At 57.1% G+C, this 20632-nt stretch carries 20 protein-coding genes; 9 read left to right on the plus strand and 11 right to left on the minus strand.

Going from position 1 to position 20632, the window contains the following annotated elements; translation table 11 throughout:
- The first annotated feature begins 33 nt into the window (after positions 1-33).
- Complete coding sequence (locus ACR0L1_RS13755) at positions 34-366, plus strand: Hpt domain-containing protein (protein WP_480505406.1); 333 nt, start codon at positions 34-36, stop codon at positions 364-366.
- On the opposite strand, the gene ACR0L1_RS13760 is transcribed toward ACR0L1_RS13755, so the two are convergent.
- The 3 genes from ACR0L1_RS13760 to ACR0L1_RS13770 all read right to left on the minus strand — a co-directional run bounded on the left by ACR0L1_RS13760 (position 361) and on the right by ACR0L1_RS13770 (position 3341).
- A complete protein-coding gene (locus tag ACR0L1_RS13760) occupies positions 361-1239 on the minus strand; it encodes a glycosyltransferase family 2 protein (protein WP_170790213.1) in 879 nt (292 codons plus the stop codon). The two genes, ACR0L1_RS13755 and ACR0L1_RS13760, sit on opposite strands and share 6 nt — an antisense overlap.
- Positions 1240-1320: 81 nt before the next feature.
- Positions 1321-2547: a threonine ammonia-lyase IlvA gene (gene ilvA / locus ACR0L1_RS13765; protein WP_170790212.1), complete on the minus strand. Its 1227-nt coding sequence runs from the start codon at positions 2545-2547 to the stop codon at positions 1321-1323.
- Between the two features lie 59 nt (positions 2548-2606).
- The gene (locus tag ACR0L1_RS13770) at positions 2607-3341 is read right to left on the minus strand and encodes a hypothetical protein (protein ID WP_480859419.1); all 735 of its coding nucleotides are present in this window, start codon (positions 3339-3341) and stop codon (positions 2607-2609) included.
- A 163-nt stretch (positions 3342-3504) separates the two neighbouring features.
- Here ACR0L1_RS13770 and ACR0L1_RS13775 point away from each other — a divergent pair, with 163 nt between their 5' ends.
- From ACR0L1_RS13775 to msrA, 3 genes are all read left to right on the plus strand, one after another.
- Entirely contained in the window at positions 3505-4731 is a 1227-nt protein-coding gene (locus tag ACR0L1_RS13775) for an argininosuccinate synthase (RefSeq protein ID WP_170786164.1), read from the plus strand.
- A 144-nt stretch (positions 4732-4875) separates the two neighbouring features.
- Entirely contained in the window at positions 4876-5157 is a 282-nt protein-coding gene (locus tag ACR0L1_RS13780) for an SCP2 sterol-binding domain-containing protein (RefSeq protein ID WP_170786166.1), read from the plus strand.
- Between the two features lie 89 nt (positions 5158-5246).
- Complete coding sequence (msrA, locus tag ACR0L1_RS13785; protein WP_170786168.1) at positions 5247-5918, plus strand: peptide-methionine (S)-S-oxide reductase MsrA; 672 nt, start codon at positions 5247-5249, stop codon at positions 5916-5918.
- On the opposite strand, the gene ACR0L1_RS13790 is transcribed toward msrA, so the two are convergent.
- The gene (locus ACR0L1_RS13790) at positions 5915-6784 is read right to left on the minus strand and encodes a ribokinase (RefSeq protein ID WP_480505398.1); all 870 of its coding nucleotides are present in this window, start codon (positions 6782-6784) and stop codon (positions 5915-5917) included. The genes msrA and ACR0L1_RS13790 overlap by 4 nt on opposite strands.
- Entirely contained in the window at positions 6781-9045 is a 2265-nt protein-coding gene (locus ACR0L1_RS13795; protein WP_170786172.1) for an NADP-dependent malic enzyme, read from the minus strand. The genes ACR0L1_RS13790 and ACR0L1_RS13795 overlap by 4 nt, the downstream gene beginning before the upstream one ends.
- A gap of 161 nt (positions 9046-9206) precedes the next feature.
- Between ACR0L1_RS13795 and mutS the strand changes: the two genes are divergently transcribed.
- Positions 9207-11822: a DNA mismatch repair protein MutS gene (gene mutS / locus ACR0L1_RS13800; RefSeq protein ID WP_480859630.1), complete on the plus strand. Its 2616-nt coding sequence runs from the start codon at positions 9207-9209 to the stop codon at positions 11820-11822.
- Between the two features lie 58 nt (positions 11823-11880).
- Here mutS and ACR0L1_RS13805 read toward each other — a convergent pair whose 3' ends face one another.
- Positions 11881-12444 (minus strand): nucleotide exchange factor GrpE, encoded by a 564-nt coding sequence (locus ACR0L1_RS13805; RefSeq protein ID WP_480859422.1) that lies wholly within the window; start codon positions 12442-12444, stop codon positions 11881-11883.
- 10 nt (positions 12445-12454) lie between these two features.
- Positions 12455-13519 (minus strand): heat-inducible transcriptional repressor HrcA, encoded by a 1065-nt coding sequence (gene hrcA, locus ACR0L1_RS13810; RefSeq protein WP_480859424.1) that lies wholly within the window; start codon positions 13517-13519, stop codon positions 12455-12457.
- A 112-nt stretch (positions 13520-13631) separates the two neighbouring features.
- Here hrcA and rph point away from each other — a divergent pair, with 112 nt between their 5' ends.
- Genes rph through ACR0L1_RS13830 form a run of 4 tightly spaced genes read left to right on the plus strand, consistent with a single transcriptional unit; the run spans position 13632 to position 16455 of the window.
- Entirely contained in the window at positions 13632-14345 is a 714-nt protein-coding gene (gene rph, locus ACR0L1_RS13815) for a ribonuclease PH (RefSeq protein ID WP_170790208.1), read from the plus strand.
- The gene (gene rdgB, locus ACR0L1_RS13820) at positions 14342-14956 is read left to right on the plus strand and encodes an RdgB/HAM1 family non-canonical purine NTP pyrophosphatase (RefSeq protein ID WP_480859426.1); all 615 of its coding nucleotides are present in this window, start codon (positions 14342-14344) and stop codon (positions 14954-14956) included. Before rph ends, rdgB begins: the two co-directional genes overlap by 4 nt.
- Entirely contained in the window at positions 14946-16100 is a 1155-nt protein-coding gene (hemW, locus tag ACR0L1_RS13825) for a radical SAM family heme chaperone HemW (RefSeq protein ID WP_480859428.1), read from the plus strand. Before rdgB ends, hemW begins: the two co-directional genes overlap by 11 nt.
- 1 nt (position 16101) lies before the next feature.
- Positions 16102-16455 (plus strand): YbaN family protein, encoded by a 354-nt coding sequence (locus ACR0L1_RS13830; protein WP_170771350.1) that lies wholly within the window; start codon positions 16102-16104, stop codon positions 16453-16455.
- Here ACR0L1_RS13830 and ACR0L1_RS13835 read toward each other — a convergent pair.
- The 4 genes from ACR0L1_RS13835 to mnmG are packed head-to-tail and all read right to left on the minus strand — an operon-like array spanning position 16445 to position 20621.
- Positions 16445-17341: a ParB/RepB/Spo0J family partition protein gene (locus tag ACR0L1_RS13835; RefSeq protein ID WP_480505389.1), complete on the minus strand. Its 897-nt coding sequence runs from the start codon at positions 17339-17341 to the stop codon at positions 16445-16447. The genes ACR0L1_RS13830 and ACR0L1_RS13835 overlap by 11 nt on opposite strands.
- 19 nt (positions 17342-17360) lie before the next feature.
- A complete protein-coding gene (locus ACR0L1_RS13840; protein WP_170786181.1) occupies positions 17361-18161 on the minus strand; it encodes a ParA family protein in 801 nt (266 codons plus the stop codon).
- Positions 18154-18756, minus strand: a complete 603-nt coding sequence (gene rsmG, locus ACR0L1_RS13845) for a 16S rRNA (guanine(527)-N(7))-methyltransferase RsmG (RefSeq protein ID WP_480859431.1) — start codon at positions 18754-18756, stop codon at positions 18154-18156. Before rsmG ends, ACR0L1_RS13840 begins: the two co-directional genes overlap by 8 nt.
- Entirely contained in the window at positions 18753-20621 is a 1869-nt protein-coding gene (gene mnmG / locus ACR0L1_RS13850; RefSeq protein ID WP_480859433.1) for a tRNA uridine-5-carboxymethylaminomethyl(34) synthesis enzyme MnmG, read from the minus strand. Before mnmG ends, rsmG begins: the two co-directional genes overlap by 4 nt.
- Between the last annotated feature and the right edge of the window lie 11 nt (positions 20622-20632).

Below are 20632 nucleotides of genomic sequence, written 5' to 3' on the forward strand. Positions count from 1 at the left end.
ATCCTCCGTCACCGAAAATACGGAGGTTTGGGTATGATCGACTGGCCCAGGGTCAGACAACTAAGGGATGAGGTCGGCGCCAGCGAATTTGATGAGGTGGTCACAATTTTCCTGGACGAGGTGCAAGAGGCACTAGCCCGCCTGCGCGCCGACACAAACCGCGACGGGTTCGAACGAACCCTGCACTTTCTGAAAGGCGGCGCGCTGAGCCTTGGTTTCAAAACCCTTGCAACGCTCTGCCAGGATGGTGAAAGGCAATCGGCGCAGGGGCAAAGTCAAATGGTGAATGTCGCGCAGATATTCAAGGCGTTCGAAACCTCATGCGCCGAGTTCAAGTCCGGTTTGAGCAACTTGAAAGGGCTATAGCTTTATGGGGAATTTCTCGGGAAACCGGAACTTTCGCAAGGTGACGTCCATTTTCCGATCATGGGTGAAATAGCCATCATTCATGGCCATCAATGATTTCAAGGCATCCTGACGGCACAGCTCGACACTTTCCGTCATTGGGAATTCTGCGCAGCGTAACAATTCCCGTGTCAACCGCCGGTGTCGCCGTGATCGTCTGCGCCAGCCTACGATCCCCACGGATTGTCCCGGCGTACTGGCAATCTCAACCCCACCCGCCATCGAGTCATCCACCAACGGAGACCTCTCCTGTTCCCGTCGGTGCAACTCGTCCAGGTTGCCATAGTGAAAATGCATGTTGAACAGGCCCGGAAGCAGGTCGAAACTGTCATTCATCACCCCATGCCCGCCGGTTCCGAAGGACACGCGCCGCTGGACAAGGCAAGGTTTGGAATAGGGGACCTCGAACAGGCAGAATTTATCGGGTGAAAACAGCGTTTCCTGATCACTGCCCTGCGTTGCCACCAGATTGAACCCCACCGCCCCGGCCGCGTTTTCCTCGAAGTCGAACTTGTAGTCCAACAGTGCAGATCCGTCCGCCGTTACCAGCAATTCGTCGCAATCTGCCACGATCACCCGGTCATAGAACTGCGTCAGCATGGCCGAAAAATCCGACAACATGCGCCAGCGGGCGTAGTCAAAGCTTTGATGCAGCCCGTCGCGCAGAATGGCGATGACGTTGCAGCCCTGCCCGATCCGGTCAATCTCGGGATCAGCACCGTGGGACAGGATATACACATTCTCGGGGCCAAGCTGAGTTGTGTAGTAGGCGACCCATTTCTCAAGGTACCAATAATCGCGCCATACCATGGTCACTGCTGCAAGCGGCTTCATCTGTGCACTTTCCGGTCCTGTTCACCTGAACGTGCCTAGGCGAAAACCAGAAGGCAAACAAGGCGGTCGGCGCGCTTGCAATCAGATCACGAACTGCGCCAGCGTTTCGTCCTCGGTGATATCGGTATAGGTGAACCCAGCCTCGTCCAGATGCGCAAACAAGCGGGCGAAATTCTCGGGTTTGCGCGTTTCAATCCCTATCAGGACCGAGCCGAAATTGCGGGCCGATTTCTTCATATATTCGAACCGGGCGATGTCATCCTCAGGGCCGAGGATATTGAGAAACTCTTTCAGCGCACCCGGACGTTGCGGCAGGCGCAGGATGAAGTATTTCTTGACCCCCGAATAACGCTGCGCTCTCTCTTTCACTTCCGGCAATCGCTCGAAATCGAAGTTGCCACCCGAGGTCACGCATACGACGGTTTTGTCTCGGATAAAGCTTTGAATGTCGCCCAGCGCCTCGATCGCCAATGCACCTGCGGGTTCCAGCACGATGCCTTCGACATTCAGCATTTCGATCATGGTGGTACAGATACGGTCCTCGGACAAGACATGCACGTCAGACAAGTGGCGCGATTTCAACAGCTCGAACGGTTTCGCGCCGATTTTTCCGACGGCCGCTCCATCAACAAAATTGTCTACGTGATCCAATGCAACCGGATGCCCGGCCGCCATAGCTGCGTGCAGGCAAGCCCCACCCTTGGGTTCGACAAACAGGCAATGGGTGCGGTCCCCGAACCACGTTGCCACGCCCGAGGACATCCCGCCCCCGCCCACCGGCAGGATCACGTGATCTGGTATTTGGCCCAGCTGTTCTTCGATCTCAACCGCCAGAGAGGCCTGCCCTTCGATCACGTCCTCATCGTCGAAGGGCGACAGGAAATGTCCACCCTCCTGCGCACACCACGCTTGTGCCGAGGACAGAGTATCGTCGAAATAGTCGCCGGTCAGGTGGATCTCGATATTGTCGCCACCAAAGATTCGGGTTTTCTGGATTTTCTGCTGCGGAGTCGTCACTGGCATGAAGATCACACCGCGCACGTTCAGATGTTTGCACATGAAGGCCACGCCCTGCGCGTGATTGCCCGCGCTGGCACAGACGAACAGGTCCTGTCCTTGCTGCTTGCGCATCGCATTGAACGCGCCCCGGATTTTGTACGACCGCACGGGGCTGAGGTCTTCACGCTTCAGCCAGATATCTGCACCGTAACGGTCAGACAGATGGGCATTCCGCTGCAACGGCGTCGCCGGAAAGACTGAGCGCATCGCCTGTTCGGCAGCGCGGGCGCGGGTCATGAAATCACTCATGACCCGTTCAGTGGCCGATCCTGACTAAAAGAGCAAGGAATACATATGTGTACGCAGCTTCACCGCAGCTCGCGTTTCTCCACAAACACGCCGAACATTGTGGTCAGGATGCTGACATTAACCATCGGCAACACCAGTGTTCCGAAAAACAGCGCCAGCAAGGCACCCAAAATCGGATTGAAAGCCAGTGCCGATATTACAAACTGAATAAGCATATGAAAAATTGCTCCCACGATCACCAACACAATGATCGCCCCACTGGACCCAACAGTGCCAGCCCACGCTTGGCCAAGCGTCAAAGGCCGCCCAATGGCCGCCGCAGGAAGAATGATCGACAAGCGATAAAATGCGATGAACACGAAGATTGAAAAGCCCACCATAACGATCAGGGCCAACACGCGCCCTCCGGTAGCCGTTGCAAGAAAACTAAGGGGCACAAAGGCAAGCGCAACGAGAGCAACAAGCAGGCCAATCAAAATCAACCGTCCCAGATAGGCAAGGATTCTGTCGAACCGGAATGTCGGGAAAAGACCCCGAGGGTATTCCTCAAGCAGTATGAACCGGTGCCACGACACAGCGATCCAGAACATCGTCACGATGAAAATAACCGCCAAGCAAAGGAAAAACAGAACAACCGAGCCAGAAGGTTCAGTCGAGTCGGCATCAAGTTGGTCCAATGGGACATCCAGCACAAAAAACAAACCGATCAAAAGCGCTGTCGCCACGATGGCCGGACCAAGTGTGATCTGCAAAACCTGTTTGAGATTTCCAAAAACCATTCGCACCGAGTGCATAAAAATCTGCCAACCCAACATCGTAAAATCTGTCCCTTCAACCAATTCGTGTTTTATGTGCGAATGTTTCACCCGAAATCAGGCAGCCCGTCAACGCAGATAACTTGCCCCGCGCGGCAAAACCCGTTAGGGGCCAGTCGTTCTACGCATAAAGGGAAGTCAGATGTCCGCGCCCAAGAAAGTTGTTCTGGCCTATTCCGGTGGCCTTGATACCTCGATCATTCTGAAATGGTTGCAGACCGAATATGGTTGTGAGGTTGTCACCTTCACCGCCGATCTGGGTCAGGGTGAAGAGTTGGAACCAGCTCGCCAAAAGGCCGAGATGCTGGGGATCAGCCCCGAGAACATCTTTATTGAGGATATTCGCGAAGAGTTCGTCCGTGATTTCGTCTTCCCCATGTTCCGCGCCAATGCCCAGTATGAGGGTCTGTACCTGCTGGGCACGTCGATTGCGCGGCCTCTGATCTCGAAGCGTCTGGTTGAGATCGCCGCCGAAACCGGGGCCGATGCCGTGGCGCATGGCGCGACCGGCAAGGGCAACGATCAGGTGCGGTTCGAATTGGCTGCTTACGCTCTGAACCCAGAAATCAAGGTGATCGCACCTTGGCGTGAATGGGATCTGACCAGCCGGACCCGTCTGATCGAATGGGCCGAAGCGCATCAAATTCCGATCGCCAAGGACAAACGCGGCGAGGCCCCGTTCTCGGTCGATGCGAACCTGCTGCACACCTCGTCCGAGGGCAAGGTTCTGGAAGACCCCGCCGATATGGCACCCGACTACGTCTATCAGCGCACAGTCCATCCCGAAGACGCCCCGAACGAGCCCGAGTTCATCGAAATCGGCTTTGAAAAAGGCGACGCGGTCAGCATCAATGGCGAGGCGATGAGCCCGGCTACCATCCTGACCAAGCTGAACGAATATGGAGGCAAGCACGGCATTGGCCGTCTGGATCTGGTCGAAGGCCGGTTCGTTGGTATGAAATCGCGCGGCATCTATGAAACGCCAGGCGGCACAATCCTGCTGGAAGCGCACCGTGGTATCGAATCCATCACCATGGACCGCGGCGCGATGCACCTGAAAGACCAGCTGATGCCGCAATATGCCGAGCTGATCTATAACGGCTTCTGGTACTCACCCGAGCGTGAGATGCTGCAGGCCGCCATCGACAAGAGCCAGGAACATGTCACCGGCACCGTCCGCGTGAAACTGTACAAAGGTCTGGCCTCGACCGTAGGCCGCTGGTCGGATCACTCGCTGTATTCCGAAGCGCATGTGACCTTTGAGGAAGATGCCGGTGCCTATGACCAAACCGACGCGGCGGGCTTCATCCAGTTGAACGCGCTGCGCCTGAAGCTGCTGGCCGCGCGTGAAAAGCGTCTGTCGAAGTAATCAAAACCGATCTTTGATGGAACCCGGCGCCCGAAACGGCGCCGGGTTTTCTTGTGCCATCACTGCCACGTCAGTTCCCGTTGGGTCACCCTTGCCTGACGTCGCGCTTTACCCGTACGCAAAGGTCAACCGAGGAGGAACACCATGTTGCAAGAGATCGCGGACGGCATTCAAAAAGGTCTGACCGGCAAGAATTTTGACGGCTCGCTGAAGTTCGATTGCGGAGAGGACGGTGTCATCGTTCTGGCCGATAATCAAGCCACGACGCAGGATCAGGATACCGACTGTACGATCCGCATATCCAGGGACAATCTGACCAAGCTGCTAACCGGGAAACTGAACCCGATGACAGGCGTCGCGTTGGGCAAGCTCAAGATTTCGGGAAATATGGGCGTGGCGATGAAGCTTGGGCAGTTGCTGGGATAAACTCGTCTCACCACCGCGTGACAAACCATGTCAGCGGATTGCATGAGAGGAAAAGAGAGGGCAGCTTTGATCTCAGAAGGAGACCTGCCATGACTCGCATCGCTTATCTCGACTACGTCAAACCGACGCTTCTTTTTGCTTTGATTACGATCGCAGCCTTGCTGCGTGCAGCCCCTGCGCCCGCCGCCGGGACCGAAACCCTAACCGTTGCCGGAGGGTGTTTCTGGTGTGTCGAATCCGATTTCGAATCTGTCCCCGGCGTGATCGGAGCGGTTTCGGGCTTTACAGGCGGTCAGGTGGCCAACCCCACTTATGATCAGGTGTCCAAAGGTGGCTCGGGCCATTATGAGGCCGTGCAGATCACGTTCGATCCGGCTCGCGTTTCCCGTGAAACCCTGCTGAACATGTTCTTCCGCTCGGTCGACCCCACGGATGCTGGCGGTCAATTCTGTGACCGAGGTGACAGCTATCGCACCGCGATTTTCGTCTCCAACGCAGGCGAAAAAGCCAAGGCCGAAGCTGCCAAAGCCGACGCCCAACGCGCCTTGGGCCAGACGGTCGTAACGCCGATCCTGCAAGAAGGCGCATTTTATCCGGCAGAGGAATACCATCAGGACTACTACAAGGGCGACAAGCTGGTCTTTACCCGGTTCGGCCCAAAGCGTCAGAAGAACGCCTATAAGGCTTACCGCAAAGCCTGCGGCCGCGATGCCCGCGTCAAACAGCTTTGGGGCGGCGACGCACCCTTTGCCGGGTCTTAATCGAACCGCGCCTCCCGGACGTCTTTGAGGTCCGGTATTACATCCGCCGTACCGTGCCGCGTGACCATCAGGGCCGCGGCACGATTTGCTTGGGTGATCGCCTGCGCCATTGGCATCCCGCGATCCATCCCGGCCAGAACATACCCCGTAAATGTATCGCCCGCACCCGTAGTATCCACGGCATGTACCTTGTGGGCCGGAAAATCCGAGACCTCTCCACGGTGATAGTACCGCGCGCCCTCGGCACCCAACGTGACAATCACATGCTCAATCTGAAGGTCCGTTACAGATTGACCGGTGGCCTCGCGCAGCTGCTCGGCCTCGACCGCGTTGAGGATCAAAAAATCCAGATATGGCAGCACGGCCTGAACGGACTCTGCCTGAAACGGAGCAGCAGCATAACAGACCGTCAGGCCCAGCTCGCGTCCCATCTTCGCCGCCTCAACCTGCAGATTGGTTTCGTTCTGCATCACCAACAGATCGCCTCGCGACGCAGATGACAGCGCTTGCCCCAGCTGATCCTGAGAGATCGCGTGGTTCGAACCCTGGAACAGGATGATATTGTTCTCACCCTCGGAATCCACAGCGATGATCGCATGGCCCGTGGGCACATCCACCTGCGCGATATAACGGGTATCAACGCCATATTCCGTCAGCCGATCCCGTGCCCAGCGCCCGTCGAAACCGACGGCCCCGATATGCGCAATCCGCGCCCCTGCTCGGGCCGAAGCCACGGACATGTTTGCGCCCTTGCCGCCCAGAAACCGGTCCAGCCGATTGGCCGACAGCGTTTCCCCCGGTCCGGGTAGGTGCGGCACATCATAGATCATGTCCGCATTGATCGAGCCGAGGTTCCAGATCGTCATGGTTTGCCCGAAATGTCACACGAGGCCAGAATGGCCATGTTCAGGATGTCATTCGCCGTCGAGACGGTCGAACAGATTTGAATCGGCTTGTCGATCCCAGACAGGATCGGGCCAATCACGGTCGCGCCGCCCATCTCCTGCATCAGCTTGGTCGAGATCGAGGCCGAGTGCCGCGCGGGCACGATCAGGATATTGGCTGGGCCGGTCAAACGCTGGAACGGATAGCCCGCCTGTTGATCCACATTCAGGGCCACATCCACGGTCATCTCGCCTTCGTATTCGAAATCGACACCGCGCTGATCCAGAACCGCAGGTGCACGGTGCATCTTTTCGGCGCGTTCCGACACCGGATAGCCAAAGGTCGAGAAACTGACGAAGGCAACGCGTGGTTCAAGCCCCATATGGCGCGCAACGGCGGCTGAGCGTTCGGCAATATTTGCCAGATCATTCTCATCCGGCCATTCATGGACCAGCGTATCGCCGATCAGAACAATCCGCCCCTTGTGCAAAAGGGCCGTCACACCCGCTGCTCCGTGCGCGGCGTCGGCGTCAAACACATGGTTGATCCGGTCAAGCACATGCGCCGACTTGCGCGTCGCCCCCGTGACCAGACCATCGCCATGGCCATGGGCCAGCATCAACGAAGAAAACACATGCCGGTCGCGCGCGGCCAAACGGTGAATATCCTTGCGGTCGAACCCTTTGCGTTGCAGACGCTGATAAAGAAAATTCGAGTAGGTCTCGAGATGGTTGGTATTGGCAGCATTCACCACCTCCAACTCGCGCACGGCATCGCCCAGACCGGCCTCTTCCAGCTTTTGCTTCACGTCATCGGGGCGCCCCACAACCAGTGCCTTGCCAAAGCCCGACCGCTGATATGTCACTGCGGCGCGCAGCACGCGAGGGTCGTCGCCCTCGGCAAAGATCATCCGGCTTTGCGCGGCGCGGGCACGGGCGTTCAGACCACGTAGGATGCTGGCGGTCGGGTCCATGCGGGATTTCAGGCTCAGTTCATAGGCGTCCATGTCGATGATCGGACGCCGTGCTGCGCCGGTATCCATCCCGGCCTTGGCAACGGCAGGCGGAATGCGGTGGATCAGACGCGGGTCGAACGGCGTCGGTATGATGTAATCGCGCCCGAATGTCAGCGATTTGCCATAGGCCATGGCGACCTCATCCGGCACATCCTCGCGCGCCAAATTTGCCAACGCGTGGGCACAGGCAATCTTCATCTCGTCATTGATGGCGCGGGCGTGGATATCCAGCGCGCCGCGGAACAGGTAGGGAAAGCCCAACACGTTGTTCACCTGGTTAGGGTAATCGCTGCGTCCGGTGGCGACGATGGCATCGACGCGGACCTCATGCGCTTCTTCCGGGGTGATCTCGGGGTCGGGGTTTGCCATAGCGAAGATGACAGGGTTGTCGGCCATCGAGGCAACCATGTCCTGCGTCACCGCGCCTTTGACCGAAACGCCCAGGAAGACGTCTGCGCCTTTCATCGCCTCTTCCAGCGTGCGCAGGTCCGTGGTGATCGCATGGGCCGATTTCCACTGGTTCATCCCCTCGGTCCGGCCTTGATAGATCACGCCCTTGGTGTCGCAAACGATGCAGTTCTCATGCCGAGCGCCCATGGATTTGAGCAGCTCAATACAGGCGATCCCCGCCGCACCTGCCCCGTTCAGAACGATCTTCACGTCCTCAATCTTCTTGCCCGAGATATGCAGCGCATTCAGCAGACCCGCTGCACAGATCACCGCGGTCCCGTGTTGGTCATCGTGGAAGACTGGAATATCCATCTCTTCCTTCAGGCGCTGTTCGATGATGAAACACTCGGGCGCCTTGATGTCTTCAAGGTTGACGCCGCCGAAGGTCGGCCCCATGAGTTTCACCGCACGGCAGAATTCATCCGGGTCCTCGGTATCCAGCTCGATATCGATCGAGTTCACATCGGCGAAGCGTTTGAACAGAACGGCCTTGCCTTCCATCACCGGCTTACCGCCCAGTGCACCAAGGTTCCCAAGGCCCAGAACTGCCGTCCCGTTCGAGATCACAGCCACCAGATTGCCCTTGTTGGTATAGTCATACGCCGTCTCGGGCGCGGCAGCGATGGCCTCACAAGGCACCGCGACACCGGGACTGTAGGCCAGCGACAGATCGCGCTGCGTGGTCATGGGAACGGTGGCCTGCACCTCCCACTTGCCGGGGGTGGGGTCCAGGTGAAAGGCCAGTGCCTCTGCTTCGGTGATCTTCGTTTTGGGCATCTTTTAGGTCGTTTCCATGACTTCGGGGCTTATGCGTCATAGCGCAGGCAGGGCTGCGCCTCAACGACAATACGTTTTCACCTTTCGTCACGGTTGGGGGATTTGTAAGGTCGCGACCGGAAGACGCCAAGAGGGGGCCGCTTTTGTCCACAGTCACGCCGATGATGGCGCAATATCTTGAGATCAAAGAGGCCCATTCAGACGCCCTGCTGTTCTACCGCATGGGCGATTTCTATGAGATGTTTTTCGAGGATGCGGTGAACGCCGCCGAGGCGCTGGACATTGCCCTGACCAAACGCGGCAAGCACAACGGGGCCGACATCCCGATGTGCGGCGTGCCGGTTCATGCCGCCGAGGGCTATCTGCTGACGCTGATCCGCAAAGGCTTTCGCGTGGCCGTATGCGAACAGATGGAAAGCCCGGCTGAGGCAAAGAAAAGAGGCTCTAAATCAGTCGTTCGGCGCGATGTTGTGCGTCTCGTGACGCCCGGCACACTGACGGAGGACGCCCTGCTTGAGGCCCGCCGCCACAACTTTCTGGCCGCTTACGCCGAGGTCCGGGATGAGGCCGCTTTAGCCTGGGCCGACATTTCCACCGGGGCGTTTCACGTAATGCCTTTGACATCCGTTCGGCTCAGCCCTGAGCTGGCGCGGTTGGCCCCGTCCGAGTTGATCGTGGGCGACGGGATGGAACAGGCGTTGAACGAAACGGTGCGCGATCTGGGCATTTCGCTGACCCCCATCGGACGCGCCAGTTTCGACAGTACGTCGGCAGAAAAGCGGATCTGCGGGTTGTTTCACGTGGGCGCTTTGGATGCGTTCGGGTCCTTTGGCCGTGCCGAAGTGTCGGCTATGGGCGCGCTGATCGACTATCTTGAGATCACGCAAAAGGGCAAACTGCCTCTGCTGCAAACGCCGCTGAAGGAATCCGAAGACCGTGTGGTGCAAATCGACGCAGCCACGCGCCGCAATCTGGAACTGACTCGGTCTTTGTCCGGTGGGCGCGCCGGATCACTGTTGTCTGTGGTTGACCGGACTGTAACACCGGGCGGCGCACGGTTGCTGGAACAACGCCTGTCCAGCCCGTCCCGCAATCTGGAGGTGATCCATGCGCGGCTTGATGCGCTGAGTTTCGCCGTAGAAGATAGCCTAATCTCCTCAGACCTGCGCGAGGCGCTGCGCAAAACCCCCGATCTGGACCGCGCCCTGTCACGCCTGTCCCTGGAGCGTGGAGGCCCGCGCGATCTGGCTGCCATCCGCAACGGGTTGACCCAAGCCGCCGCGATTGCCGAAATCTGCGAGGCGCAGGATCTGCCGGTTCTGCTGGCGACCGCCCTGCAAAACCTCGTTGGCTTTGACGACCTGCTGAACCTGCTGGACGAAGCGCTTGTGGTCGAACCACCCCTGCTGGCCCGCGACGGTGCCTTTATCGCCCCCGGTTTCGACGCAGAACTGGACGAAGCCCGCACCCTGCGCGATGAAGGTCGATCCGTCATCGCGGGGTTCCAACAGAAATACGCGGAACATACCGGCATCACCTCGCTAAAGATCAAGCACAACAACGTGCTGGGCTATTTCATCGAAACCACGGCTACACATGCCGAGAAAATGCTGAACCCGCCATTCTCTGAGACCTATATCCACCGCCAGACCACCGCGAACCAAGTGCGGTTCACCACCGTCGAATTGTCCGAGATCGAAACCCGCATCCTGAACGCGGGAAATCTGGCGCTTGAGATTGAAAAACGGCTCTATCAAAGGCTTTCTTGCGATATTCTGACCCTCGCCGCCCGTCTCAACCAAGCTGCCCGAGGGCTGGCGGAACTGGACCTGACCACCGCGCTCGCCGATCTAGCGCGGGGTGAAAACTGGTGCCGCCCACAGGTCGACAGCTCGCGCGCGTTCAACGTGCAAGGCGGTCGCCATCCGGTCGTGGAACACGCGCTGCGCCAGCAATCGGGTGATGCTTTCATCGCCAATGACTGCGATCTGAGCGCCGATCAGGGGGCCGCGATCTGGCTGCTGACCGGTCCCAACATGGCCGGTAAGTCAACCTTCTTGCGCCAAAACGCGCTGATCGCCCTGCTGGCCCAAATGGGCAGCTATGTCCCAGCAGAACAGACCCATCTCGGCGTGGTCAGCCAACTGTTCAGCCGGGTCGGAGCCTCCGACGATCTGGCCCGCGGCCGCTCGACCTTCATGGTCGAAATGGTCGAAACCGCCGCCATCCTCAATCAAGCCGACGACCGCGCGCTGGTCATTCTGGATGAAATTGGCCGCGGCACCGCCACTTATGACGGCCTCTCGATCGCCTGGGCCACGCTGGAGCACTTGCACGCCGCCAACCAATGCCGCGCGCTGTTTGCCACCCACTACCACGAACTCACAGCACTGGCCGGAAAACTCGAAGGCGTCGACAACGCCACCGTCGCTGTCAAGGAATGGGAGGGCGAGGTGATCTTCCTACATGAGGTCCACAAAGGCGCCGCCGACCGCTCCTATGGCGTGCAGGTCGCACAGCTGGCGGGCCTCCCAGCATCTGTCGTCGATCGCGCCCGAACCGTCCTTGAACAACTGGAAAAAACCGAACGCGAAGGCGGCAAGCAAAAAGCGCTGATTGACGGCCTACCACTTTTCTCAGCTGCGCCACCACCTCCACCACACACGCCGAAACCCTCGCCGGTCTCAGACATGCTGCAAGATATCCTGCCGGACGAACTCACTCCACGCGAAGCACTCGACCTGATCTACAAACTAAAAGAGGCGGCCAAAAACTGACCGCCCCTTCTTCTGTTCAAAAATACCTCCGCCGGAGGCTTGGCTTCGCAGAAGCCAATCAGTTCGCAGGTGTCGACGACACTCCAACCTGCGCCGGACGCAGCAAACGGTCATGTAGCATGAATCCTTCAGCTGAGACCTGAATGATGTCGCCCGCCTTGGTGCCAGGCACCGGGGCTTCGAACATCGCCTCATGCATGTTTGGATCAAACCGATCCCCAACTTCCGGCGTGATCACCACAATCCCATGTTTTTGGAATACGTCCTTCAGTGCGCGCATGGTCAGTTCCACGCCTTCTATCAAACCAGCAGCCACTTCTTTCTGCTCATCGGTCGCAGCCTCAAGCGCGCGTTTCATGTTATCGTAAACCGGCAGCATGTCACGGGCCAGCTTTGACCCACCATACTGTTCCGCATCGCGACGGGCCTTATCGCCACGTTTCCGCGCGTTCTCTGCATCCGCCAGGGCGCGCATGAACTTGTCCTTGAACGCATCTCGCTCGGCGCGCAACGCGTCGATCTCAAGCTCTTCTTCGCTAATCTCAACAAGGTCCTCGGCCAGCTCTTCCGCTTCGGCCATTGCGATATCGTCCAGAAAATCTTCGTTTTTGGGCTCTGCCATCTCTTACCCTCTAGCTCCGGTCGGAAATCAGCTTGCCGACCAGTTGCGCCGTATAATCCACGATCGGTACGATCCGTCCATAGTTCAGTCGCGTGGGTCCAATAACCCCGACCGCACCGATTATCTTACGATCAGCGTTCATATATGGAGACACCACCAAAGAGGAACCCGAAAGTGAGAAAAGTTTGTTCTCAGAGCCGATAAAAATGCGCACACCCTCGCCATCTTCGGTCAATTCAAGAAATTCGGCGATGTCACGTTTGCGTTCCAGATCGTCAAACAGGGTGCGAATGCGATCCAACTCCTCTTCCTGCGCCGGATCATGTAGCAGATTCGCCCGCCCACGCACAATCAAACGGGCCGAGTCGCCCCCGTCCCCGTCCCAGGCCGCGATTCCACTTTCGACCATGTCACGCGCCAGAACATCAATTTCCTGTTTACGCGCGTCGATCTGAGACAGCATCTGCTTGCGCACTTCGCTAATCGTGCGGCCCTCAATCAGCGCGTTCAGGAAATTCGCCGCCTCGCGCATGGAACTCGGCGTCTGCCCCGGCGGCGGAGTGAATAGGCGGTTTTCCACGTGCCCGTCGGAAAACACCAGCACCACCAAAGCGCGGTCATGGCCCAGCGAGACAAACTCGATATGCTTGATCTCGGCCTCATGCTTGGGCGTCAGCACCAGTGACGCACCTTGTGTCACGTGTGACAAGGCCGATCCCACCCGGTCCAGCATTCCGCCCACATCGCCCGTGTTAGAGCCTAATGTCTCATTCAGCTTCTGCCGATCGTCGGCGCCCAGATCGCCAACCTCAAGCAACCCGTCAACAAACATTCGCAACCCCTGCTGCGTTGGAATCCGCCCCGCAGACACATGAGGGCTGTCCAGCAGGCCCAGAAACTCCAGATCCTGCATCACATTGCGCACCGTCGCGGCGCTGACTTTCTCCGACAAGGTGCGGGTCAGGGTGCGGCTGCCCACCGGCTCGCCGCTCTCCAAATAGCTTTCGACGATCAACCGGAACACTTCGCGCGAGCGGTCGTTCATCTCATTCAGAATTTTACTTGCTTCGCTCATCGGCGGCCCCCTGCTGGGTCGTCATTAAATCGCAGGTAAATGAAAGGTCAATCGGGGTTGCATCGTAACGCCACGGGGCGGTATCCCAAAGCCAGCAAACAAAGGATTTTTCATGCGACCCTCAGGACGTAATCTAGACGAAATGCGCGCTGTTTCCATCGAGACAGGTTTCACCAAACATGCCGAAGGGTCTTGCCTGATCAAAATGGGCGACACCCATGTGCTGTGTACCGCCACGATCGAGGACCGCGTGCCGCCCTTTATCAAGGGCTCGGGCCTTGGCTGGGTGACTGCCGAATACGGTATGCTGCCCCGCGCGACCAACACGCGTATGCGGCGTGAGGCGGCCTCAGGCAAGCAAGGCGGTCGCACCGTGGAAATCCAACGCCTGATTGGCCGCGCCCTGCGCGCCGGTGTCGACCGGGTGGCGCTGGGTGAACGACAGATCACTGTCGACTGCGATGTCATTCAGGCCGATGGCGGCACCCGCTGCGCCTCGATCACCGGCGGTTGGGTCGCGCTGCGTCTGGCGGTGAACAAGCTGATGAAAACGGGCGATGTGATTTCCGATCCTCTGGTCGATCCTGTCGCCGCCGTGTCTTGTGGCATCTATGCCGGTCAGCCGGTACTGGATCTGGACTACCCCGAAGACAGCGAAGCCGGTGTGGATGGCAACTTCATCATGACCGGCTCGGGCAAGCTGATCGAAGTACAGATGAGCGCCGAAGGCTCGGTCTTTAGCCGCCCGCAGATGGATCAGTTGATGGATCTGGCCGAAAAAGGCGTCGGCGAGTTGGCCGCCGCGCAAAAGGCCGCGACCGCATGACCCGCAAGTTCGACAGCGACAGGCTGCTGGTTGCCACTCATAACAAAGGCAAGCTTGAGGAGATGGCGCATCTTCTTGAGCCCTTTGGCGTGACCGTGATCGGCGCGGGCGAGATGAACCTGCCCGAACCGGAAGAGACAGAGGATACCTTTGTCGGCAATGCCAGGATCAAGGCGCATGCCGCGGCCAAAGCGACCGGCCTGCCCGCTCTTTCGGACGATTCCGGGATCACCATCGACGCGCTGAACGGCGCACCCGGCGTCTACACTGCCGATTGGGCCGAAACTGGCAATGGCCGGGATTTCCTGATGGCGATGACCCGCGCTCATAGTGAGTTGGAAGCCAAAAACGCCCCCCGCCCGCGTACTGCGCAGTTCCGCAGCACCCTGGTGTTAGCCTGGCCCGACGGTCATGACGAAGTGTTCGAGGGCATCGCCCCCGGTCATCTGGTCTGGCCCATTCGCGGCGAAGGCGGTTTTGGCTATGACCCGATGTTTGTCCCCGACGGCTATGACATTACCTTTGCCGAGATGGATCGCTGGGAAAAGAACAAGATCAGCCATCGCGGTCGCGCGGTGGAGATGTTCGTGAAGGGCTGCTTTGGCGGATGATTGGCGCAACGGGGGCTTTGGCCTGTACGTGCACTGGCCCTTTTGCGAGGCCAAATGCCCATATTGTGATTTCAACAGCCATGTATCGCGTAATATCGATCAAAAACAATGGCTTGAGGCATATCTGACCGAGTTGCGTCGCTCTGCCACAGAAACGCCCAATCGCGTCCTGAACACGATCTTCTTCGGTGGCGGCACCCCATCCCTGATGGACCCCGACACCGTCGCCGCTGTGATTGATGAGGCCCGCGCCCTGTGGCGGCCCGCCAATGACATGGAAATCACGCTTGAGGCCAATCCCGGCTCGGTCGAGGCTGGGCGCTTCGCTGCCTATCGTGATGCCGGCGTGAACCGGATCTCGATGGGGGTACAAGCGCTGAACGATGAAGATCTGCGTCGTCTGGGCCGTATCCACACGGTGGCCGAGGCCCGCGCCGCCTTTGATATCGCCCGTAATTGCTTTGACCGCGTCAGTTTCGACCTGATCTATGCCCGCCAGCATCAAACGTTGGACGATTGGCGCGCGGAACTAACCGAAGCCCTGTCGATGGCCGTTGATCATCTGTCACTGTACCAACTGACGATCGAGGAAGGCACCGCCTTTGGCGACCGTTACGCGGTGGGCAAACTGCGCGGCCTGCCCGAGGATGACCACGCCGCTGACATGTACCTCGCCACGCAGGAGATTTGTGAGGCCCACGGCCTGCCCGCCTATGAAGTGTCAAACCACGCCCGACCAGGCGCGGAGTCGCGGCACAATCTGATCTATTGGAACTACGGGGATTATGTGGGCATCGGACCCGGCGCTCATGGGCGCATCACGGTTCATAACACCAAATACGCCACTGAAACCTACTTGTCGCCCACCGCGTGGTTGACCGCTGCCCTCAAGGGATCGGGTGAAAAGGAACGCACCGCGCTCAACCCGCAAGAGCAGGCGAATGAATACCTTATGATGGGGCTACGTGTTTCGGATGGTCTAGATATAGATCGCTACAGTGCACTATCATCGTATGAGCTGCCACATGGCAAACTCAACGATCTGAGTGAAATCGGCATGGTCGAGGTGCAAGACCGTCGGCTTAAGGCTACCAAAAACGGACGCGCCGTGTTGAATGCCGTTATCCGGGAATTGCTGGGGTAGCATGCAGTATCTTTGGGCTACTCTGGGATTGATTTGCGTGGCGCTTGCAGTCATCGGTGTCGTGCTGCCACTGCTACCGACCGTCCCGTTCCTGCTATTGGCCGCCTTCTTCTTCGCGCGCTCGTCGTCCCGTTTGCATAATTGGCTGATCACACATCGCACGTTCGGCCCAATGATTATTGATTGGCAAAGCTCCGGCGCCATTCGTGCAAGTGCAAAAAAAGCGGCAACCGTATCGATTGCCGCCGTTTTTGGAATTTCAGTCCTGATTTCTGTACCGGGGTACGTTCTTGCAATCCAGGCGGTCGTTTTGGGCGCTGTGCTAACCTTTATCTGGACCCGCCCTAACGGCTGAGCTTGGCGCAAAGATCGTCGAGTTGATCCAGGTTTTCATAGGTTAATACAACCTGCCCCGTCTCGGTCCCCGCTTTATGGTTGATGACAACCTTCATCGCCAGAATGGCTGACAGATCCTTTTCCAATGCCCGCGTATCCGCATCCTTCCCTGCATCCAGATTGCGCGCCCGAGGGACCGGTTTAGCTTCATTCGGCTGCTGTTGTTTCTTGACCAACGCCTCGGTCGCGCGGACTGAAAGGCCATCGCGGATCACAATTTTCGCCAGCTCAGTTGGGTTTTCGGCGGTAATCAACGCCCGCGCATGGCCGCCGGACAGCTTTCCCTCGACCACGAAATGCTGCACATCCATTGGCAATGACAGCAATCGCAGCAGGTTTGCGATATGGCTCCGGCTTTTACCCAGAGCCTCCGCCATTTTTTCCTGCGTATGGCCAAAGCGGTCCATAAGCTGTTTGTAACCCGCGGCCTCTTCTACAGCGTTCAGGTCAGCACGCTGGATATTCTCAATTATCGCGACTTCCAGAACCTCGGTGTCGTCGAATTCCCGCACAATAACTGGAATTTCATGCAGTTGCGCCATCTGCGCAGCGCGCCAGCGCCGCTCACCAGCGACAATCTCATAATCACCTTCCGAGATTTCACGCACGATCAAAGGTTGGATAATGCCCTTTTCCTTGACCGAAGCCGCCAGTTCATCCAGTTGCTCTCGTGAAAAAGTACGGCGCGGCTGGTTCGGATTGGCGTGCAGTTTTTCAATCGGGACTTTCATGTCCGGGCGGCGTGGTTCGGACATGACGCGGCCTTCGGTTTCCTGCGTTACATCCGCCATCAATGCAGACAATCCGCGCCCCAACCCCCGAGGTTTCGATTTCTTTGCTGCCACTGTGACCTCCTACCGCCATTCAGGCGGCTTTTTTATTTTTATGCATGACCTCGCGCGCCAAGTGTCGGTACGCCATCGCCCCCAAGGACCCAGAATCATATTGCAGAACTGGCAAAGCGTAAGACGGAGCCTCGCTGACCCGAACATTTCTGGGTATCTTGGTTTTAAATACCATCTCACCCAGATTGTCACGCGCGTCTTTTTCCACCTGACGGGACAAGTTGTTGCGGTTGTCATACATAGTCAGCACAACACCTTCGATTCTGAGGTCGGGGTTTGCGGTTTGCCGAACCTCTCGAATGGTCAGCATAAGCTGCGATAGGCCCTCAAGCGCAAAGAACTCACTTTGCAGCGGAACCAGCACAGAATGCGCTGCAACCATTGCGTTGACGGTTAAAAGGTTCAGCGAAGGCGGGCAATCGATCAGAACAAAGTCAAACCCAAACTTGTCGATAGCGGTTTGACGCAATGCGTCATGAAGCAGATAGCTGCGTTTTTCGTTGGAAATAAGTTCGATATCAGCCGAACTTAGATCCACAGTCGCCGGGATAACAAAAAGCCCCCCAATTTCTGTTTCCTGAACGACCGCCTCCAGCGGTGCATCATCCAGGATCAGATCATATGTCGTCCAATCCCGGTCTTCGACACCTAAACCGGTGGACGCGTTGCCCTGCGGGTCCAAATCGACCACGAGAACTTTGCATCCAGCTTCTGCCAGGCCCGCAGCGAGGTTGATCGCAGTTGTTGTCTTTCCAACACCGCCCTTCTGATTAGCTACCGCAATTATCCGAGGGCCAGAAGGACGAGACAAATCAACCACGAGAAACTCCTATTATCTTAAGGATAACGGCTTGGGGCTCGGTTAAACTTTTAATCGGCTCGGCATCGAAATTCCATTCCTCCTGCGCGTCCGACAATTCTTTTTTCCACTTCGCGCCTTTCGGCAACAGGGCTGTCCCAGATTCGCCTAAATGCCTGTCGCAAAACGATAATAAGACCTTTAATTCTGCAAGCGCGCGGGCTGACAAAACATCGGCATTCAAGGGGTCAACGGATTCAATTCGTTTGGAAATTACCCGGCAATTCGTGCTGCATTCACGCGCCACATTTCGCAGAAATGCTGATTTTCTTTGATCACTCTCCACCAGTGTGAACGAGGCGTCCGGATATTCTTCCATAGCCAGAATCGCACAGACCATACCTGGAAATCCGCCCCCACTGCCCAGATCAACCCAAGAATTGAAGCTGTCGGCGCAGCGATAAACTTGCACAGAATCCTTGATGTGCCGCTCCCATATGTCCTCCAGGCTGTTCCTCGAGACAAGATTTATGCTTTGATTCCACTTTTTGACCAAATCCACATAAGTGGTCAGCCGGGAAAATGTTTCACGTGAAACATTCAAGTCGTCCCTCATATCTTTCGCACTTTCTGGTTGCGGCGAAGTCTGGCCAAAACCAATGTCAGAGCTGCAGGCGTAACGCCTTCGACGCGACTAGCCTGACCAATATTCTCCGGCTTTGCTTGGGACAGCTTTTGTTTCATCTCTGACGACAGGCCTTCCAGGGCAAAAAAATCGAAACCCCTAGGAATTTCATAAGCTTCATCCCGGCGCATTGCTTCGACATCTCTTTTCTGCCGCTCAATATAGTTCGCGTACAGCGCGTCACGCTCCACTTGTTGGCGGGTATCAGGGTCAACGGCTTCCGAGCCCGAAATTAGTGGGATCAAATCCGAGTAATTGACTTTGGGAAACGCCAGAATCGCCATGCCATCTCGACGATTGCCGTCGTTATTAACCGAAATTCCTGCCGCGTTTATCTCTTTCGGCGTATATTTCCGCTTATTTAGCAACGACTTTGCCGCCGTTAACTTCTTCATCTTCTCGGAAAACACTTCTTCCCGTTTAGGTGTTACGCACCCCAGCTTAATTCCGACCGGCGTTAACCTCTGGTCTGCATTGTCTGCTCGCAATGACAGGCGAAACTCAGCACGAGACGTGAACATCCGGTAAGGCTCCGCGACTCCCTTGGTGGTAAGGTCGTCAATCATTACCCCTATGTAACTGTCTGCACGTGTAAAATGAACAGGTTCTCTATCCAAGGTGGCCAGGGCGGCATTTAGTCCCGCTACCAAGCCCTGAGCAGCCGCCTCCTCATACCCAGTGGTTCCATTAATTTGACCTGCCAAATATAAACCTGGCACAGATGGCAGAGACAGCGAGGAAGTTAACACACGGGGATCCACGTAATCATATTCGATCGCGTATCCTGGTTGCAGAATCTTGGCTTTTTCCAAGCCCTTAATAGACTGGACATATTCGCGCTGAACGCCCTGCGGCAACGAAGTTGAGATTCCATTTGGATATATTGTGTGATCATTGACCCCTTCCGGCTCCAGAAATATCTGGTGGGAGTCCTTTTCGGCAAATCGAACAATCTTATCTTCAATTGAAGGACAGTACCGCGGGCCAACGCCATCAATATGGCCGCCATACATTGCTGAACGCGCCAAGTTCTTTTCGATTATCTCGTGTGTTTGGGCATTCGTATGTGTAATACCACACGAGATTTGGGGAGCTACAACCGAACTGGACAAAAAAGAGAACAGGCTTGGTTCATCGTCTCCGTCTTGACGCTCTAGATCTGACCAATCAATCGTTCGTCCGTCCAATCTTGGCGGAGTGCCCGTTTTCAAACGACCAAGTGGCAACTCAAAGCTATCTAATCTTTCTGCCAATCGAACCGACGGTCTGTCGCCCATCCGTCCGCCCGGTTTGGACTGATCCCCAATATGGATCACACCGCGCAGAAATGTCCCGGATGTTAAGATCACTGCTTTTGCTCGGATTTCTGAGTCGTCCGCCAATCGGATACCGACAACGCGATCGGCGACCATCAGGAAATCAGTCACTTCACCGACAATAACGCTCAATTCTTGTTGAGCTTGAGTTTCTTTTTGCATAGCCGCCCGGTACAAAGCCCGGTCTGCCTGCGTTCGGGGACCTTGCACCGCGGGCCCCTTGCGGCGATTTAGCAACCGAAACTGAATTCCGGCCCGATCTGCGACGCGCCCCATAACGCCGTCCATGGCATCGATTTCGCGTACTAAGTGGCCTTTGCCCAGTCCTCCGATTGCTGGGTTACATGACATGACTCCAATGTCGGCGGCTGATAAAGTCACCAATGCGGTATTCACGCCCATCCGTGCGGCTGCGTGGGCTGCCTCGGTTCCTGCGTGGCCCGCGCCGATGACGATGACATCAAAATCCGAATGTTTCACGTGAAACACTC

The sequence above is a fragment of the Ruegeria sp. J8 genome, from assembly GCF_056531925.1.

What these genes read in the sequence shown, in the direction of transcription:
- ACR0L1_RS13755 (WP_480505406.1), top strand. Translation starts at nt 34, where the DNA reads ATGATCGACTGGCCCAGGGTCAGACAACTAAGGGATGAGGTCGGCGCC.
- ACR0L1_RS13760 (WP_170790213.1), bottom strand. Translation starts at nt 1,239, where the DNA reads ATGAAGCCGCTTGCAGCAGTGACCATGGTATGGCGCGATTATTGGTAC.
- ilvA (WP_170790212.1), bottom strand. Translation starts at nt 2,547, where the DNA reads ATGAGTGATTTCATGACCCGCGCCCGCGCTGCCGAACAGGCGATGCGC.
- ACR0L1_RS13770 (WP_480859419.1), bottom strand. Translation starts at nt 3,341, where the DNA reads ATGCACTCGGTGCGAATGGTTTTTGGAAATCTCAAACAGGTTTTGCAG.
- ACR0L1_RS13775 (WP_170786164.1), top strand. Translation starts at nt 3,505, where the DNA reads ATGTCCGCGCCCAAGAAAGTTGTTCTGGCCTATTCCGGTGGCCTTGAT.
- ACR0L1_RS13780 (WP_170786166.1), top strand. Translation starts at nt 4,876, where the DNA reads ATGTTGCAAGAGATCGCGGACGGCATTCAAAAAGGTCTGACCGGCAAG.
- msrA (WP_170786168.1), top strand. Translation starts at nt 5,247, where the DNA reads ATGACTCGCATCGCTTATCTCGACTACGTCAAACCGACGCTTCTTTTT.
- ACR0L1_RS13790 (WP_480505398.1), bottom strand. Translation starts at nt 6,784, where the DNA reads ATGACGATCTGGAACCTCGGCTCGATCAATGCGGACATGATCTATGAT.
- ACR0L1_RS13795 (WP_170786172.1), bottom strand. Translation starts at nt 9,045, where the DNA reads ATGCCCAAAACGAAGATCACCGAAGCAGAGGCACTGGCCTTTCACCTG.
- mutS (WP_480859630.1), top strand. Translation starts at nt 9,207, where the DNA reads ATGATGGCGCAATATCTTGAGATCAAAGAGGCCCATTCAGACGCCCTG.
- ACR0L1_RS13805 (WP_480859422.1), bottom strand. Translation starts at nt 12,444, where the DNA reads ATGGCAGAGCCCAAAAACGAAGATTTTCTGGACGATATCGCAATGGCC.
- hrcA (WP_480859424.1), bottom strand. Translation starts at nt 13,519, where the DNA reads ATGAGCGAAGCAAGTAAAATTCTGAATGAGATGAACGACCGCTCGCGC.
- rph (WP_170790208.1), top strand. Translation starts at nt 13,632, where the DNA reads ATGCGACCCTCAGGACGTAATCTAGACGAAATGCGCGCTGTTTCCATC.
- rdgB (WP_480859426.1), top strand. Translation starts at nt 14,342, where the DNA reads ATGACCCGCAAGTTCGACAGCGACAGGCTGCTGGTTGCCACTCATAAC.
- ACR0L1_RS13830 (WP_170771350.1), top strand. Translation starts at nt 16,102, where the DNA reads ATGCAGTATCTTTGGGCTACTCTGGGATTGATTTGCGTGGCGCTTGCA.
- rsmG (WP_480859431.1), bottom strand. Translation starts at nt 18,756, where the DNA reads ATGAGGGACGACTTGAATGTTTCACGTGAAACATTTTCCCGGCTGACC.